The sequence below is a fragment of the Neisseria sicca genome (assembly GCF_017753665.1).
GTDB classification, from domain to species: Bacteria; Pseudomonadota; Gammaproteobacteria; order Burkholderiales; family Neisseriaceae; genus Neisseria; species Neisseria flava.
Genome location: NZ_CP072524.1, coordinates 1,010,763 through 1,026,343 on the forward strand (window position 1 = coordinate 1,010,763; position 15,581 = coordinate 1,026,343).

Here is a 15,581-nt window from a genome sequence, read left to right on the forward strand (position 1 = left end):
CATACTTGCTTAGATTGCAACCAAAGTTCAAATCGCTCTTACCAAAGGTAACGATAAAACTGAAATAAACGATGAGTGTTATAATAAGCAAATCGACACACCCGACAGGTCATCTGAAAAGGACTAATCGACATGCCCCAACGCGTCTTTATCGTACACGGTTTCGAAGGCAATCCGCACGGCAACTGGTTTGACTGGCTCTCGGCACAAGTCCGCGCCGCAGGTTTCCAAGCCGACGCGCTGGCGATGCCCAATCCCGAACGGCCGACGGTTTCTTCTTGGCAATTCGCCCTTGACCAACACATCGGCAAACCCGACGAAAATACTTTCTTAGTCGGGCACAGCCTAGGCTGCATCACCATTCTGCACTTCCTCAGCCGCCAACAGCCCGAAAAAATCGGCGGCTTGGTACTTACGGCAGGATTCGCCGATCCTTTGCCCCCGCTGCCCGCCCTAGACGGCTACATCAAAGGCGCAGCGCCGGAATTTGACATCCTGCGCAAAATTCAAATGCCCAAACACTGCATCGTCTCCGACGACGACACCCACGTTCCGCCCGAATTGACCTTAAGTATGGCGGAAAAACTCAAAAGCCCCGTTACCCACATTGCCAAAGGCGGACACCTGATGGCATCCGAAGGCTTCACAGAACTGCCGCAAGCTTGGGAAGTGTTGAAACCGATGCTCACGGGCTAGAAAATCAGCCGTCAAGCACTTCAAATTTCACATTACAAGGCATCTGCCCGCCACAAAACGAATCGACATTCTATCACTTGCAACACCTGAATCCCGAATCCATCATGTCAGTTAACCATTATGAAAATTTCCCCGTCGGCTCGCTCGTCATGCCGCACCGCCTGCGCAAGCCCACCCATGCCGTTTACGCTTTTGCGCGCACTGCTGACGACCTCGCCGATGAAGGCAATGCCAAGGCCGCTGAACGCTTGCGCGCTTTGGACGAACTCAAATCCGAACTTGACCGCATACAGCACGGCGAAACACCGTTGACCCCGCTAATGCAACGTTTGCAACGTGAAGCCATCGCTCCTTTCAAGCTGCCGCTGCAGCCGTTTTACGATCTTTTGTCCGCATTCAGTCAGGATGTTGTCAAATCCCGTTATCAGGATTTTGGCGACCTGATCGACTACTGCCGCCGTTCCGCCAATCCAATCGGACGCATTATGCTGCACCTTTACGGACAAACCGACGAAATCAGCATCGCCCAAAGTGACGGTATCTGCACCGCGTTGCAACTCATCAACTTTTGGCAAGATGTTGCCGTCGATTGGCAGAGAGGCCGTGTCTATATCCCGCAGGACGACTTGGAAAAATTCAAAGTAAGCGAAGCACAAATCGCCGAAGGCAAAGCGGATTTCGCGTTTCAAAGACTGATGTCGTATGAATGCAACCGCGCTTTCCAAATGCTCAAAGGCGGTTCGCCCTTGGGTAAAACGCTGAAAGGACGTTTGGGGTTTGAATTGCGGATGATTATTGTCGGCGGACAACTGATTTTGCAGAAACTGGACGGCTGCAAATACGATGTGTTTGCACAACGCCCTGTTTTGGATAAGAAAGATTGGCTGATTATTCTGAAACGGGCATTCTTGAAGAAATAAAGCGACCGGAGCAAGAGGTCGTCTGAAAAGCAGCTTGAAGGCTTCAAGGCTGTTTTCAGACGACCTCATCGCAGCCCTCTCATCAAATATGTATCTTGAAAAAATAGTTATAGTGGATTAGATTTAAATCAGGACAAGGCGACGAAGCCGCAGACAGTACAAATAGTACGGCAAGGCGAGGCAACGCCGTACTGGTTTAAATTTAATCCACTATAGTTACCTTAGCCCCGTTTATAGCAATAGTACATCGCCAACCTAATCAATAATTTCAAATCGTAAAAATCATTCTCTTTGAACTTGGCAAGGCAACGGGCAACGCCCTACCGGTTAAATCCTCCATAAGCTCATTGAATCAGGATATACATAAATCAAACGTCGTCTGAAAGCCTGACGGTTTTCAGACGACGGCGGATTCGCATTTGAAGTGCAACTTTCCCTAACAGAAAAAGGCCAGTATGCGGTAGCATACGGCCTTTCCTGCAAGAAAGATTGCCATGAGCTACACACAACTGACCCAAGACGAACGATACCATATCCAATACCTGTCCCGCCACTGCACCGTCACAGAAATCGCCAAACAGCTTAACCGCCACAAAAGCACCATCAGCCGCGAAATCAGACGGCACCGCACCCAAGGGCAGCAATACAGTGCCGAAAAAGCACAGAAGCAGAGCCGGACTATCAAACAGCGTAAGCGAAAGCCCTATAAGCTTGATTCGCAGCTGATTCAACACATCGACACCCTTATCCGCCGCAAACTCAGTCCCGAACAAGTATGCGCCTACCTGCGCAAACATCACGGGATAACACTCCACCACAGCACCATTTACCGCTACCTCCGCCAAGACAAAAGCAACGGCGGCACCTTGTGGCAACACCTCAGAATATGCAGCAAACCCTACCGCAAACGCTACGGCAGCACATGGACCAGAGGCAAAGTACCCAACCGTGTCGGCATAGAAAACCGACCCGCTATCGTCGACCGGAAAACCCGCATCGGCGATTGGGAAGCCGACACCATCATCGGCAAAGATCAGAAAAGCGCATTATTGACCTTGGTCGAACGCGTTACCCGCTACACCATCATCTGCAAATTGGACAGCCTCAAAGCCGAAGACACTGCTCTGGCAGCCATTAGGGTATTAAGGGCACATAAAGCCAGAGTCCACACCATCACCATGGACAACGGTAAAGAATTTTACCAACACACCAAAATAGCCAAAGCATTGAAAGCGGAGACTTATTTTTGCCGCCCCTACCATTCTTGGGAGAAAGGGCTGAATGAGAACACCAACGGACTCATCCGACAATATTTCCCCAAGCAAACCGATTTCCGAAACATCAGCGATCGGGAGATACGCAGGGTTCAAGATGAGTTGAACCACCGGCCAAGAAAAACACTTGGCTACGAAACGCCAAGTGTTTTATTCTTGAATCTGTTCAAACCACTGATACACTAGTGTTGCACTTGAAATCCGAATCCAAGGTCGTTCGATTTATGATCTATTGAAATGCCGGCGGTCAGCTTAAGCCGCAGCCTGCCGCCATTGTGCCAAAAGCTGCTTCAATACCTCAGGCTGATCGTGTCCATTGCGGATAGCGGCTTCCAACCATCTACAAGCTTCATCTGCATCATGCGCTATGCCCGTTCCGTTGAAATAAAGGCAGGCAAGATTATATTGCGCCATTGCATCATGGTTTAGTGCCGCTTTTTCGAACCATTCTGCCGCTTTGGCATAATTCTGAGCCGTACCGTGTCCGTTGTAATACATCATACCCAAATTGGTCTGCGCCTTTCCATGACCCAATAAAGCCGAACGTTCATACAGCCTCAATGCCTCTAAATGATCAGGATGGCGGTTCAAACCATAATGCGCGGCAAACGCCTGCTGATAAAGTTGCTCTGCTTCCTGCTTCTTCAAGGCTTTTTCTTTTGCTTCGGCATATTCCTCGGGTTTATTGCCCAATGCAATATCGGCAAGCAGTTTCTGATGTGCCTGGATATTTCCTTTATCCGCTGCCTGACGGTAATAGCGCCGTGCCTTGATAGGATCGGGAACCACACCCAGACCATAACGGTAAATATCGCCCAAAATCCTTAGGGCTTCGGAATGCTGCTGTGCGGCTGCTTTTTCCGCATACGCATGAGCCTTGCCGGTATTGCGCTCCACCCATTTTCCCAATAGGTAAATTTCTGCCAATCTTACCTGTGCGTCGCTGCTGCCGCCTCTTGCCGCAGCCTTCAAACGGTGTATGGCCTCTTGCGGATCAGTTTCCAGCAGTAAATCCGCCAACATGGTTTGTGCGGCAGCAATCCCGCTATCAGCGGCATGGCGCAGATGAATGATGGCAAGCTGCTTGTTCGGGTCGGTTCCCTGTCCCAATTTATATTGCAGTCCCAGCTGCCAATGTGCTGCAGGAAAATCCTGCTCCGCAGCTTGTCGGTAAAACAAATGTGCCTGAGCAAAATCGGGAGGCGAGGCATATTGATGGTGTTGCGCTAAAAAGTATAATGCCTGTGGATGATGCTGAGCGGCAGCCATGTACGCCCATTGCAACGCCTCTTCATGCCGCCCACCGTCATGCAAACTCCGCATCAGTTTAAGCTGGGCATGGATGATACCTTCTTCAGCCAGCTCCTTGTAAGCCGCCATCAATGTATTGAAAGGCATGCCTTGTGATTCTTGAATCTGGAGCAGATTGTATCGAGCATAAGGATGCCCGCTTCCCGCCGCCTGCTGCATCAGTCTGATACCTGCCTGCCTATCCGCCGAAATCCCTAAGCCCTGCAACAAACAGCCTGCCAGTTGAAACGCGGATTCCGCATGTCCGGCTTGCGCAGCCTGACGCAACAAAGGAACGGCTGCCTCAAAATCAGGAGGTGTCCTAGTCAGATGTGAAATTGCTTCCCTGTAAAATGTGTCAGCGGTATTCATTTTTATAATCCGATTTGTCTAAAATGCGCCGGATAATTAATTTTTCTTGTTTTATGCTATACAAGCCAACCGGCGGCCAAGTCGCGCAAGTTTATCAGAATTTCGCCTTCCTGTTTATTCTATTATAATAATCATCTTATTATCAGATATATAACACGGTGAAGTGTCGTCTGAAAAAGACGGTAAACTCGTTTATAATACGATTTTTCTTTCGGGCCGTTTTAACCATGAAAAAGGTTGAAAAAAACGTATTGGTGCTGCACAGCGCAAAACAGATGTTCGACTTGGTCGATAAAGTTGAGGACTATCCAAACTTTCTCCCATGGTACAGTAAAACCGAGGTCATAGAGCGTAAAGATAAGGAACTCAAAGCACGGCTGTTCATGGACTATATGGGTGTGCGTCAATCTTTTGCGACACACAACCACAACATTCCCGGCTCGGAAATCCGTATGGACTTGCTGGAAGGCCCTTTTAAAACCTTACGCGGTACATGGAAGTTTATCGATTTGGGCGGAGATATGTGTAAAATCGAATTTCGTTTGGAATATGATTTTTCCAATATGCTGCTTTCTACCGTCATTTCCCCCGTATTCAACCACCTTTCCGGTACGCTGGTCGACGCATTCGTCAAAGAGGCAGACAGACGCTATGCTTGAAATCGAAATTGTTTACGGAACGGCTGAAAAGCAGATATTACGCTCAATCCGCATTGAGCAAGGAGCAACCGCAAGGACGGCTGTGCTTCAAAGCGGCTTGGATAAAGATTTTCCTGAATTGGATTTGAATGCGGCTCCTTTGGGTATCTTTGGCAAAAGAGTCAAAGACGACGTTTTGCTGCGCGACCGAGACCGTATCGAGATATACCGCCCTTTACTGATTGACCCGAAAGAAGCAAGACGCAAACGGGTCGGCAAAACCCAATAAAATGCTTGAAAAGGTCGTCTGAAAACCGTTTGCTGTTTTCAGACGACCTCTCTTTGAGGAAACACAATGTCAAATAAAATCAAAATGATTGTAGGACTGGGAAATCCCGGTTCGGAATACGAACAAACGCGCCACAATGCCGGATTCTGGTTTATCGACGAATTGGCATGGCAATATAAAGCCACTTTAAAAGAAGAAAAAAAATTCTTCGGCTCAGTAGCCCGCATCAGCATATCCGGCTCAGACTTATGGCTTTTAAAACCGGCAACATTTATGAACCGCTCCGGTCAAGCAGTAGCCGCGCTGGCGCAATTCTATAAAATCAAGCCCGAAGAAATACTGGTCGTCCATGACGAACTGGATATTCCGTGCGGTAGGATAAAATTTAAATTAGGTGGAGGAAACGGCGGTCATAACGGCTTAAAAGACATTCAGGCACGCTTGGGAACGCCTGATTTTTACCGCCTGCGCTTGGGTATCGATCATCCGGGAGACCGAAATCTGGTTGTCGGCTATGTCCTGAATAAACCTAGCCCGGAACACAGGCAGCAAATTGATGAAGCCATCAATAAATCATTAAAAGCCGTTCCCATGCTGTTAGCCGGAGAATGGGAAGAAGCCGTACGTTTTTTACACAGCAAATGACTTTCAGACGACCTTTGAGAGCAAACAATGAATGAGCTTCTAGAATTAATTCAAACAGAATCTATCGGAACGGTAGAAGAAACACTGGACTTTTTCTTATACGAATGCAGCTTGGACGAAGCACCGACCATTGAAGAAGTCAAACTATGGCGTGATGAACTGGACAAACGGGGGGGTAAATTTATCCGTTTGTCCGCCATCTGCCAAAAATGGCTGGATGAGGAAATACAATGAAACTGCCTTTGAATAAGTTTACCTTGTTAGCAGCGGCTTGGTTTGCAGCAAGTATTTACGCATTACTTTTCAAAGAGTCCGGCAATGCTCCCCCTCCCTTCCCCAATTTCGACAAGGTTGCTCATTTCATTACATTCTTTGCACAAATATGGTTAATAGCCAAAATCTTTTTATCCGAGCAAAAACGCGTACCTTATAAAAAACTATTGATATTCGCCTTATTGTTTGCCTTCTTTAGCGAATGGGCTCAAGCAACGTTTACAACAACAAGGGAAGGTTCACTTGGAGACGGAATAGCGGATATGCTTGGCACGATGGCTGCCTTATGGTTTGCCAAAAAGGTAGAGAATGCGAAATTACAGAATCAAAAGCCTATCTGATGCCATATTCGAATACTGAAAACTTCTTAGGCAGTCTATAAAATAAAAAACCGATTCCCCATATGGAATCGGTTTTTTACAAGGGAAAATTACAGAGCATCTTTCAATGCTTTACCGGCACGGAATTTAGGAGTTTTAGCAGCAGCGATGGTCAGAGGCTCGCCAGTTTTAGGGTTACGGCCTTGACGCTCTGCGCGCTCACCAACGTAGAAAGTACCGAAACCGACCAGAGTGACGGTGTCGCCTTTTTTCAGAGCGTTGGTTACAGCATTAGTAGTGGCATCCAGAGCTTTTTGAGCGGCAGCTTTAGAAATACCGGCTTCTTGAGCAATTGCTTCGATCAATTCAGACTTATTCACAATCAGTCCCTTCCTATCGTTGAAAATAATGAAATGCCCGAATACTCGGGGCTTCGTACTTTTAAGTACCTTTGCGCTTTATAGCAATTCTGAAAATACTGTGTCAAGCAAAAAATGCGGAATTGCCCTATTTTACAGGCTTCCACGGCAAACCCGCATCTTTTGCAACACATTTTTTACAAAATCAGTGTTTGGTCGCTTTTGCCCTTGACTTAGGCTTTGCGGCTTCAACTTGCGTTTCTTCGGTACTTAAAGGCGCAACCCAAGGTGTCGGCTGACTTTCCAAGCCCAAAGTGAGGACTTCATCTATCCATTTGACCGGATGGATGGTCAGACCGGTTTTCACATTTTCAGGGATTTCTTCCAAGTCTTTGACGTTGTCTTTCGGAATCAGGACATGCTTGATACCGCCGCGCAGGGCTGCCAACAGTTTTTCCTTCAATCCGCCGATTGGCAAGACTTCGCCGCGCAGAGTGATTTCGCCCGTCATCGCCACATCGGCGCGCACCGGAATTTTGGTAAAGGCAGACACCATCGCCAAGGTCATGGCGATACCTGCGCTCGGACCATCTTTCGGCGTCGCACCTTCGGGAACGTGAACATGGATGTCTTTTTTCTCGTAAAAATCAGGAGCCAAACCCACTGATTCTGCACGGGAACGGACAACAGACCATGCTGCGGAGACAGATTCCTTCATCACATCGCCCAACTGGCCGGTACACTGAATCACGCCTTTACCTGGCAATGCCACAGCCTCGACGGTCAGCAATTCGCCGCCGACTTCCGTCCACGCCAAACCGGTAACCTGTCCGATGCGGTTTTCACTTTCGGCAACGCCGTAATCGAAACGGCGCACGCCCAAATAGTCATGCAGGTTTTTCTCATTGACTTTAACCGCCTTAGGCTTGGCTTTGCTGGTTTTCTTGGTTCCAGACGACCTCTTCTTATCTTCGTTCAAGGTAATCTGCATCACCACCTTACGACAGATTTTGGCAATCTCGCGATCGAGCGAACGCACACCGGCTTCACGGGTGTAATAACGGATAATATCGCGCACCGCGCTTTCTTCGACCACCAATTCGCCTTCTTTCACGCCGTTGCGTTTCATTTGTTTCGGCACGAGATACTGCATGGCGATATTGATTTTTTCGTCTTCGGTATAGCCGGACAAACGGATGATTTCCATGCGGTCGAGCAACGGGGTCGGGATATTCAGACTATTAGATGTGGCGATAAACATCACATCGCTCAAGTCATAATCCACTTCCGCATAATGATCGGCAAACTTGTTGTTTTGCTCAGGATCGAGCACCTCAAGCAACGCGCTGGCAGGATCGCCTCGGAAGTCGCTGCCCAATTTGTCGATTTCGTCGAGCAGGAATAGTGGATTCTTCACGCCCGCTTTAGCCATGTTTTGTAGGATTTTGCCGGGCATAGAACCGATATAGGTGCGGCGGTGTCCGCGGATTTCGCTTTCGTCGCGCACGCCGCCTAAAGCCATGCGAACATATTGGCGGCCTGTTGCTTTGGCGATGGACTCGCCCAATGAGGTTTTACCCACACCTGGAGGACCAACCAAACACAGAATCGGACCTTTCAGCTTGTCCATACGTTTTTGGACGGCGAGGTATTCCAAAATCCGCTCTTTGACTTTTTCCAAGCCGTAATGGTCAGCGTTCAACACCAAATCGGCTTTAGCAATGTCTTTGCTGACACGGGATTTTTTCTTCCAAGGCAGTTCGAGCAAAGTATCGATGTAGTTGCGCACGACAGTAGATTCCGCAGACATAGGCGGCATCATTTTGAGCTTTTTCAATTCGGACAGGCATTTTTCCTCAGCTTCTTTGGTCATGCCTGCTTCTTTGATTTTTGCTTCCAACGCATCCAGTTCGCCACGTTCGTCTTCTTCGCCCAATTCTTTCTGAATCGCTTTCACTTGCTCGTTCAGATAATACTCGCGCTGGGATTTTTCCATCTGGCGTTTGACGCGGCCGCGGATGCGTTTTTCAACTTGCATGATGTCCAGCTCGGATTCCAACTGTGCAAGCAGAAACTCCATACGGCCGATAATGCCAAAGGTTTCCAAAATCTGTTGGCGCTGCTCCAGTTTCAACTGCAAATGCGCAGCGATGGTGTCCACCAAACGGCTGTTATCATCGATACCGTTGATGGTATTGATGATTTCGGCAGGGATTTTTTTATTTAACTTGGCGTATTGGTCAAACTGGGTAAGCAGCGTGCGACGAATCGCTTCGATATCGGGATTGTCCGCATCCGCATACTCATCGACAGCTTCGACATGGGACAGGAACAACCCGCCGCTCTCTTCAATGGTCAATACTCTGCCGCGCCGGATACCTTCGACCAACACTTTCACCGTGCCATCAGGCAGCTTCAACACCTGCAAAACCTGCGCGACCGTACCCGTACGGTGCAAATCGGACGCCGTCGGATCTTCGGTGTTCGGGTCGATTTGCGCCAGCAAAAACACCGGATCGTCATTCGCCATTGCCGCTTCCAATGCTGCAATGGATTTCGGGCGGCCTACAAACAGCGGCAACACCATATGCGGATAAACGACGACATCGCGTAAAGGCAGGGTTGCCAGTGCGCTGTATTCCTCAAAATGTTTTTCTTTTGTCGGCATATTGTTCTCTACTTGGTAATAAATTCGGAGTGTGGCTTAAATTGGGATGGAAAAGCGTATTTCAAGACTTGAAAAAGCCGATGTACGCTTCTATTTTTATCGACAACTTTTTGCGATAAAATACACGCCATTCGAGGTCGTCTGAAAGGCTGGAAAACTTTCAGACGACCTCTCGGCATACAGCACATCAGGAGTCAGCCATGACCGACCAAACCTCACTAATCGAATTCCCCTGCCAATTCCCCATCAAAGTCATGGGCAACGCGCATCCCGAATTTGAAAAAAACATCTTGGAAACCGTCCGCCAACACGCGCCCGATACTGAACCTCACCACATCACCACCCGCCAGAGCAGCAAGGGCAACTATACCGGCGCGACTATCAAAGTAAACGTCGAAAGCAAAGAGCAATTAGACAAAATCTACCGCGCCCTGACCGATCACGAAATGGTGAAAGTAGTGTACTGATATGAAAATCGTGCATAAAGGCATGGTCGAGTACCAGCCGACTTTCGAAGCCATGAAAGTGTTCAACGCAGCCCGCGACGAACATACCGAAGACGAATTATGGGTGGTTGAGCATCCGCCCGTCTTCACGCAAGGCTTGGCGGGCAAACCGGAGCATCTCCTGATTCGCGACGACATACCCGTCGTCCAAATTGACCGAGGCGGACAAATCACCTACCACGGTCCCGGCCAGTTGGTCATCTACACCATGATCAACTTCAAACGCCGCAAAACCAGCGTCCGCAACATCGTTTCCGCACTTGAAAACAGCATCATCGCCACGTTGGCGGAATACGGCATCGAAGCGGCGGCAGACCCGAAACGTCCCGGCGTTTATGTCGGCGAGCGTAAAATCGCCTCACTCGGCTTGCGTATCAAAGACGGTTCCGTCTATCACGGTCTGGCATTAAACGTAAACATGGACTTAAGCCCGTTTACCCACATCAATCCCTGCGGCTATGCCGGCATGGAAATGACGCAAATCGCGGATTTTGTCCAACCCTGCCCCACCTTGGACGAGGTTGCACAAAAACTGACCGCACACCTCGAGACACAACTCACACCGAAAGCGAACAATTAATGAGCGAAATCAAAGTTGACGATCCCAAACGCGGCGTCAAACTCAAAGGCGCGGACAAAACCGCCCGCATCCCTATCAAAGTCGTCCCCCTTCAGGAAAAACTGAAAAAGCCCGAATGGATACGTGCCAAACTGCCGTCACGCAAATTCTTTGAAATCAAAGACATTTTGCGTGAGCAAAAAATGCACACCGTTTGTGAAGAAGCCTCCTGCCCGAATATCGGCGAATGTTTCAGCAAAGGCACAGCAACCTTCATGATTATGGGCGACATTTGTACCCGCCGCTGCCCGTTCTGCGACGTGGGACACGGCCGCCCGAATATGCTTGACCCCGACGAACCGAAAAACCTCGCAGAATCCGTCAAGGCTATGAACCTGCGTTACGTCGTCATCACCTCCGTTGACCGCGACGACCTGCGCGACGGCGGCGCACAGCATTTCGCCGACTGCATCAAAGCCATCCGCGAAACCAGTCCGAACACCAAAATCGAAATTCTCGTTCCCGACTTCCGCGGCCGCTTGGACATCGCACTGAAAATCCTTGCCGAAACCCCGCCCGACGTGATGAACCACAATTTGGAAACCCATCCGAGCCTGTATAAAAAAGCCCGTCCGGGTGCCAACTATCAGCACTCCCTCGACCTGTTGCGCCGCTACAAAGAAATGATGCCGCACATCCCGACCAAATCCGGCATCATGGTCGGCTTGGGCGAAACAGACGAAGACGTGCGCGAAATCATGCGCGATATGCGGGCGCACAATATCGAGATGATTACCATCGGCCAGTACCTCCAGCCTTCAGACGGACACTTGCCTGTCTTGCGCTATGTCACGCCCGACCAGTTCAAAATCTTTGAAAAAGAAGCATACGAACTGGGCTTCACCAACGCCGCCATCGGCGCCATGGTCCGCTCAAGCTACCATGCCGACGAGCAGGCTGCCGAAGCATTGCGCGAAAGTCATGGCGGCGGTTGCGGTCATCATTAATAACCGTCACTAATCAAAAAGAAAAAGGTCGTCTGAAATCGGTTTTCAGACGACCTCGCAATTTACACACTTTGAATTCAAAAGCGGCCTCATTGCAAAAATCAACTAAATCGCCCCTTAGTCCCTCTCGTTGGTTTTTAGACGACCCTAAAGCCTATGAACATCTCTCAACTCCCACTTTGGCAGACTCCCGAACAAGTCTGCGACATCTTACTTGCGCTGCCGGAAAAACAGCGCAACCGTGCCTTGTACGAACTCGTTTCCCTTTTTGATTATGAAAACCCACAAGGTCGGACGGAAGCTGAAAGTCAGCTTGCCACCTTGCGCCTGCTGTGGTATGACCCGCGTTTTCAAGGTTTGGAAAACATCAAACATTGGCTGCGCGATGTACTTGCTTTGGACGAAGTAAATGATTTATGGCTTGCGTTGCAGGGTGAAATCGAAACGCTGTTGGAAACGCTCCATCCTGAAACCTGCCGCACTTACGGGGAATACGGTGGTATGTTCAAAAGCGTGCAAACGCTCGAACCTTTTGTCGCACGAATGTTCGAGCGCGATACCGAAGCCTCGCGCAGAATGGCTTGGGACTGTTTGTATTGGAACAAAGAGCTCTGCCGTTTACGTCCCGATTGGGATGAATGGTTGAAAGAAGAAACCCGAAATCTGCATAAAAAATACGGAGAAAACAAATAACGGTCTCAGTTGAGTTAGTCTGATTGGCGGGCTTTCTGATTGAAAAACAAATCTGACCGTTTTGGCTCGCCCACATGGGAGAACAAACGGAGACCTTTGCAATAACATAGGTTACTAAAATTTTATGCTCAATCTCATTTTCAAAATTCAAAACCTTTCTGATTTTTCCTACTTTTTGCTCAATATTAGGAAGGTTTTAGTCAATTGAAATTTTTTTGGCGCATTTTTATGCGTCAAATTTCGTTAACAGACTATTTTTGCAAAGGTCTCAAACGGAGAGTTTGTACAAGAACGAATAGCAAACAATAAAAAGGTCGTCTGAAAATTTTCAGACGACCTTTTTTCATCTCATCAACAGCTTAGTTGAATCAATCCAGCTTTTTAAAATGGCGGCGGCGTTCCAGTTCACTCAGATAACGTTTGCGCAGGCGAATGGATTGCGGCGTGATTTCAACGAGTTCGTCATCGTCGATAAACTCGACCGCGCCTTCCAGCGTCAGCTTGATCGGCGTGGTCAGGCGTACGGCTTCGTCGGTACCGCTGGCGCGGATGTTGGTGAGTTTTTTACCTTTGAGCGGGTTGACCACCAAATCGTTGTCGCGGCTGTGAATACCGATAATCATGCCTTCGTAGATTTTGTCGTTGGGCGACACGAACATACGGCCGCGGTCTTCCAGATTCCATAAGGCATAAGCGACGGCTTCGCCTTGCTCTTGGGAAACCAGTACGCCGTTGTGGCGGCCGGGCATATCGGGTTTCACTGGCGCGTAGTCGTCGAATACGTGGCTCATCAGGCCGACACCGCGCGTCAGGGTCATGAATTCGCCTTGGAAACCGATCAAACCGCGCGCGGGAATATGGTATTCGAGGCGGGTACGGCCGTTGCCGTCGCTTTCCATATTGGTCAGTTCGCCACGGCGGCGGCCGAGTTCTTCCATTACCGCGCCTTGGTTGTCGTCGGGCACGTCCACAGTCAGGTTTTCATAAGGTTCGCATTTTTGACCGTCGATGTCGCGGTACACGACGCGCGGCTTGCCGACTGCCAGTTCAAAACCTTCGCGGCGCATGTTTTCCAACAAAATGGTTAAGTGCAATTCGCCGCGGCCGGAAACGCGGAAGACGTCGGCATCGGCTGTATCTTCAACACGCAGGGCAACGTTGGTCAGCAATTCTTTTTGCAGGCGGTCGCGGATTTGGCGGGAAGTTACGAATTTGCCTTCAGTACCGGCCAGAGGGGAAGTGTTGACCATAAAGTCCATCGTCAGCGTCGGTTCGTCTACGCTCAACATCGGCAAGCCTTTGGGATTGTCTTTGTCGGTAATGGTTACACCGATACCGATGTCTTCAATGCCGGAAATAATCACGATGTCGCCGGCTTCGGCTTCTTCAAGCGGTACGCGTTCCAAACCTTTGAAACCCAAAAGCTGGTTGATGCGGCCTTGGGCGATTTGCTGATCGTGATTCATCACAGCAACGACTTGGCCGGGTTTGATGCGGCCGTTCAGGATGCGGCCGATACCGAGGCGACCGGTGTAGTTGTCGTAGTCCAGTTGGGAAATTTGCAGTTGCAGCGTTTCGTCCGCGCTGCCGCTTGGTGCAGGTGTGTGTTTCAAAATGGTCTCGAACAGAGGGCGCATGTCGCTGCTCTCGTCGGTTTCTTCCAATTTGGCAAAGCCGGACAGGCCGGAAGCATAGACGATAGGGAAGTCCAATTGTTCGTCTGTTGCACCTAAGTTGTCGAACAATTCGAATGTTTGGTCGATAACCCAGCTTGGACGGGCAGACGGTTTGTCGATTTTGTTGATAACAACGATAGGTTTCAGACCCAAAGCCAAGGCTTTTTTGGTCACGAAACGGGTTTGCGGCATAGGGCCTTCTTGTGCGTCAACCAACAGTACGACGCAGTCAACCATGCCCAATACACGTTCCACTTCGCCACCAAAATCGGCGTGTCCCGGGGTATCTACGATGTTGATGTGGTAGCCTTCGTATTCGATGGCGGTATTTTTAGCAAGAATGGTAATGCCGCGTTCTTTTTCAAGATCGTTGCTGTCCATGACACGTTCTTCGACTTGCTGGTTGGAACGGAATGTACCGGACTGACGCAGCAATTGGTCAACTAATGTGGTTTTGCCATGGTCGACGTGGGCGATGATGGCAATATTGCGGATTTGTTTCATGATAATTTATAAGGTTTAGCTGGTTGCTTAAAAAAAAGATAACTGGCGATTATAGCACGATTCGCAAGTGATGACGGAATGGGTGATTCAAAAAAATCAGGCAAAAGCAGTTGAGAATAATTCATAATTAAATTTGATTGATTTTGCCAGATTATTTGCTTTTATTTATGGTTAACGAATGTAAATGTTTTTGAATAATGTAATGGATTCTTAATACCAATGTCAAAAAATTGTTATTAAAAACAGGTGGTTAATTTTTCAGACGGCCTTTTAGGCGGGTTAAATTTTTTGATAATTGTTTGTATTTTAAATAGAAAATTTGTCAAAAGTGCTACTTGTGCATACAATTACCTCATTCCCTAACAACACACGAATCTTCATTTCGTGATTATCAACTTTTAAAAGAAAGAGAAAGAATTATGCAAGGCAACCAAGCAGTTATTGATTACATGAACGAATTATTGTCTGGCGAGTTGGCTGCTCGCGACCAATATTTTATCCACTCTCGCCTGTACTCTGAATGGGGTTACACCAAACTGTTCGAACGTTTGAACCACGAGATGGAAGAAGAAACCACTCACGCCGAAGACTTCATCCGTCGTATCCTGATGTTGGGCGGTACTCCTAAAATGACCCGTGCCGAACTGAACATCGGTACCGACGTGGTTTCCTGCCTGAAAGCGGACTTGAACACCGAATACGAAGTGCGCGATGCATTGAAAAAAGGCATCAAACTGTGCGAAGAAGCACAAGACTACGTTACCCGTGATTTGATGATTGCCCAGTTGAAAGACACTGAAGAAGATCACGCGCACTGGCTGGAACAACAACTGCGCCTGATCGAACTCGTCGGCGAAGGCAACTACTACCAAAGCCAACTGTAATTAAGCGT

General features: G+C 48.8%; 17 protein-coding genes and 1 pseudogene. 14 read left to right on the forward strand and 4 right to left on the reverse strand.

Features of this window, described 5'->3' with window-relative positions; genetic code table 11:
• The first annotated feature begins 132 nt into the window (after positions 1–132).
• The 4 genes and pseudogenes from J7445_RS04720 (at position 133) to J7445_RS04735 (ending at position 3,076) form a co-directional block, all read left to right on the forward strand.
• Entirely contained in the window at positions 133–696 is a 564-nt protein-coding gene (locus J7445_RS04720) for an RBBP9/YdeN family alpha/beta hydrolase (RefSeq protein ID WP_070655539.1), read from the forward strand.
• 104 nt (positions 697–800) lie between these two features.
• Positions 801–1,616 carry a squalene synthase HpnC gene (hpnC, locus tag J7445_RS04725; protein WP_070655559.1) on the forward strand — a complete coding sequence of 272 codons (816 nt, stop codon included), beginning with the start codon at positions 801–803 and terminating at the stop codon, positions 1,614–1,616.
• Between the two features lie 99 nt (positions 1,617–1,715).
• Positions 1,716–1,829 (forward strand): annotated as a pseudogene (locus J7445_RS04730) (IS5/IS1182 family transposase); the annotation flags it as partial.
• Between the two features lie 281 nt (positions 1,830–2,110).
• A complete protein-coding gene (locus tag J7445_RS04735) occupies positions 2,111–3,076 on the forward strand; it encodes an IS30 family transposase (RefSeq protein WP_209283210.1) in 966 nt (321 codons plus the stop codon).
• Between the two features lie 66 nt (positions 3,077–3,142).
• On the opposite strand, the gene J7445_RS04740 is transcribed toward J7445_RS04735, so the two are convergent.
• Entirely contained in the window at positions 3,143–4,552 is a 1,410-nt protein-coding gene (locus J7445_RS04740) for a tetratricopeptide repeat protein (protein WP_070654394.1), read from the reverse strand.
• Positions 4,553–4,779: 227 nt separating this feature from the next.
• On the opposite strand from J7445_RS04740, the gene J7445_RS04745 reads away from it, so the two are divergent.
• The 5 genes from J7445_RS04745 to J7445_RS04765 all read left to right on the forward strand — a co-directional run bounded on the left by J7445_RS04745 (position 4,780) and on the right by J7445_RS04765 (position 6,738).
• A complete protein-coding gene (locus J7445_RS04745; RefSeq protein WP_003742453.1) occupies positions 4,780–5,211 on the forward strand; it encodes a type II toxin-antitoxin system RatA family toxin in 432 nt (143 codons plus the stop codon).
• Entirely contained in the window at positions 5,204–5,479 is a 276-nt protein-coding gene (locus J7445_RS04750; RefSeq protein WP_049227709.1) for an RnfH family protein, read from the forward strand. Before J7445_RS04745 ends, J7445_RS04750 begins: the two co-directional genes overlap by 8 nt.
• A 66-nt stretch (positions 5,480–5,545) precedes the next feature.
• Positions 5,546–6,124: an aminoacyl-tRNA hydrolase gene (pth, locus tag J7445_RS04755; RefSeq protein ID WP_049227710.1), complete on the forward strand. Its 579-nt coding sequence runs from the start codon at positions 5,546–5,548 to the stop codon at positions 6,122–6,124.
• A gap of 27 nt (positions 6,125–6,151) precedes the next feature.
• Positions 6,152–6,358: a hypothetical protein gene (locus J7445_RS04760; protein WP_049227711.1), complete on the forward strand. Its 207-nt coding sequence runs from the start codon at positions 6,152–6,154 to the stop codon at positions 6,356–6,358.
• Positions 6,355–6,738 (forward strand): VanZ family protein, encoded by a 384-nt coding sequence (locus tag J7445_RS04765; RefSeq protein WP_049227712.1) that lies wholly within the window; start codon positions 6,355–6,357, stop codon positions 6,736–6,738. Before J7445_RS04760 ends, J7445_RS04765 begins: the two co-directional genes overlap by 4 nt.
• A gap of 89 nt (positions 6,739–6,827) precedes the next feature.
• Here J7445_RS04765 and J7445_RS04770 read toward each other — a convergent pair whose 3' ends face one another.
• Together J7445_RS04770 and lon are read right to left on the reverse strand one after the other, a co-directional pair.
• Positions 6,828–7,097 carry an HU family DNA-binding protein gene (locus tag J7445_RS04770; protein WP_003677477.1) on the reverse strand — a complete coding sequence of 90 codons (270 nt, stop codon included), beginning with the start codon at positions 7,095–7,097 and terminating at the stop codon, positions 6,828–6,830.
• Positions 7,098–7,281: 184 nt separating this feature from the next.
• Entirely contained in the window at positions 7,282–9,744 is a 2,463-nt protein-coding gene (gene lon, locus J7445_RS04775) for an endopeptidase La (protein ID WP_209283211.1), read from the reverse strand.
• A 200-nt stretch (positions 9,745–9,944) separates the two neighbouring features.
• Between lon and J7445_RS04780 the strand changes: the two genes are divergently transcribed.
• The 4 genes from J7445_RS04780 to J7445_RS04795 all read left to right on the forward strand — a co-directional run bounded on the left by J7445_RS04780 (position 9,945) and on the right by J7445_RS04795 (position 12,509).
• Entirely contained in the window at positions 9,945–10,211 is a 267-nt protein-coding gene (locus tag J7445_RS04780) for an HP0495 family protein (protein ID WP_209283212.1), read from the forward strand.
• Position 10,212: 1 nt separating this feature from the next.
• Positions 10,213–10,830, forward strand: a complete 618-nt coding sequence (gene lipB / locus J7445_RS04785; RefSeq protein ID WP_209283213.1) for a lipoyl(octanoyl) transferase LipB — start codon at positions 10,213–10,215, stop codon at positions 10,828–10,830.
• Positions 10,830–11,816 (forward strand): lipoyl synthase, encoded by a 987-nt coding sequence (gene lipA / locus J7445_RS04790; protein ID WP_019271297.1) that lies wholly within the window; start codon positions 10,830–10,832, stop codon positions 11,814–11,816. Before lipB ends, lipA begins: the two co-directional genes overlap by 1 nt.
• Positions 11,817–11,972: 156 nt before the next feature.
• Positions 11,973–12,509 (forward strand): hypothetical protein, encoded by a 537-nt coding sequence (locus J7445_RS04795; RefSeq protein WP_209283214.1) that lies wholly within the window; start codon positions 11,973–11,975, stop codon positions 12,507–12,509.
• A 368-nt stretch (positions 12,510–12,877) separates the two neighbouring features.
• On the opposite strand, the gene typA is transcribed toward J7445_RS04795, so the two are convergent.
• Positions 12,878–14,689: a translational GTPase TypA gene (gene typA, locus J7445_RS04800; protein ID WP_019271295.1), complete on the reverse strand. Its 1,812-nt coding sequence runs from the start codon at positions 14,687–14,689 to the stop codon at positions 12,878–12,880.
• A 419-nt stretch (positions 14,690–15,108) separates the two neighbouring features.
• Between typA and bfr the strand changes: the two genes are divergently transcribed.
• On the forward strand, positions 15,109–15,573 hold the full coding sequence (gene bfr, locus J7445_RS04805) for a bacterioferritin (protein WP_019271294.1): 465 nt from the start codon (positions 15,109–15,111) through the stop codon (positions 15,571–15,573).
• Positions 15,574–15,581: the final 8 nt, after the last annotated feature.

Coding starts and splice junctions, on each gene's coding strand:
- J7445_RS04765 (WP_049227712.1), top strand. CDS start 6,355: ATGAAACTGCCTTTGAATAAGTTTACCTTGTTAGCAGCGGCTTGGTTT.
- lipB (WP_209283213.1), top strand. CDS start 10,213: ATGAAAATCGTGCATAAAGGCATGGTCGAGTACCAGCCGACTTTCGAA.
- hpnC (WP_070655559.1), top strand. CDS start 801: ATGTCAGTTAACCATTATGAAAATTTCCCCGTCGGCTCGCTCGTCATG.
- J7445_RS04740 (WP_070654394.1), bottom strand. CDS start 4,552: ATGAATACCGCTGACACATTTTACAGGGAAGCAATTTCACATCTGACT.
- bfr (WP_019271294.1), top strand. CDS start 15,109: ATGCAAGGCAACCAAGCAGTTATTGATTACATGAACGAATTATTGTCT.
- lon (WP_209283211.1), bottom strand. CDS start 9,744: ATGCCGACAAAAGAAAAACATTTTGAGGAATACAGCGCACTGGCAACC.
- J7445_RS04780 (WP_209283212.1), top strand. CDS start 9,945: ATGACCGACCAAACCTCACTAATCGAATTCCCCTGCCAATTCCCCATC.
- J7445_RS04760 (WP_049227711.1), top strand. CDS start 6,152: ATGAATGAGCTTCTAGAATTAATTCAAACAGAATCTATCGGAACGGTA.
- lipA (WP_019271297.1), top strand. CDS start 10,830: ATGAGCGAAATCAAAGTTGACGATCCCAAACGCGGCGTCAAACTCAAA.
- J7445_RS04750 (WP_049227709.1), top strand. CDS start 5,204: ATGCTTGAAATCGAAATTGTTTACGGAACGGCTGAAAAGCAGATATTA.
- typA (WP_019271295.1), bottom strand. CDS start 14,689: ATGAAACAAATCCGCAATATTGCCATCATCGCCCACGTCGACCATGGC.
- pth (WP_049227710.1), top strand. CDS start 5,546: ATGTCAAATAAAATCAAAATGATTGTAGGACTGGGAAATCCCGGTTCG.
- J7445_RS04735 (WP_209283210.1), top strand. CDS start 2,111: ATGAGCTACACACAACTGACCCAAGACGAACGATACCATATCCAATAC.
- J7445_RS04720 (WP_070655539.1), top strand. CDS start 133: ATGCCCCAACGCGTCTTTATCGTACACGGTTTCGAAGGCAATCCGCAC.
- J7445_RS04795 (WP_209283214.1), top strand. CDS start 11,973: ATGAACATCTCTCAACTCCCACTTTGGCAGACTCCCGAACAAGTCTGC.
- J7445_RS04745 (WP_003742453.1), top strand. CDS start 4,780: ATGAAAAAGGTTGAAAAAAACGTATTGGTGCTGCACAGCGCAAAACAG.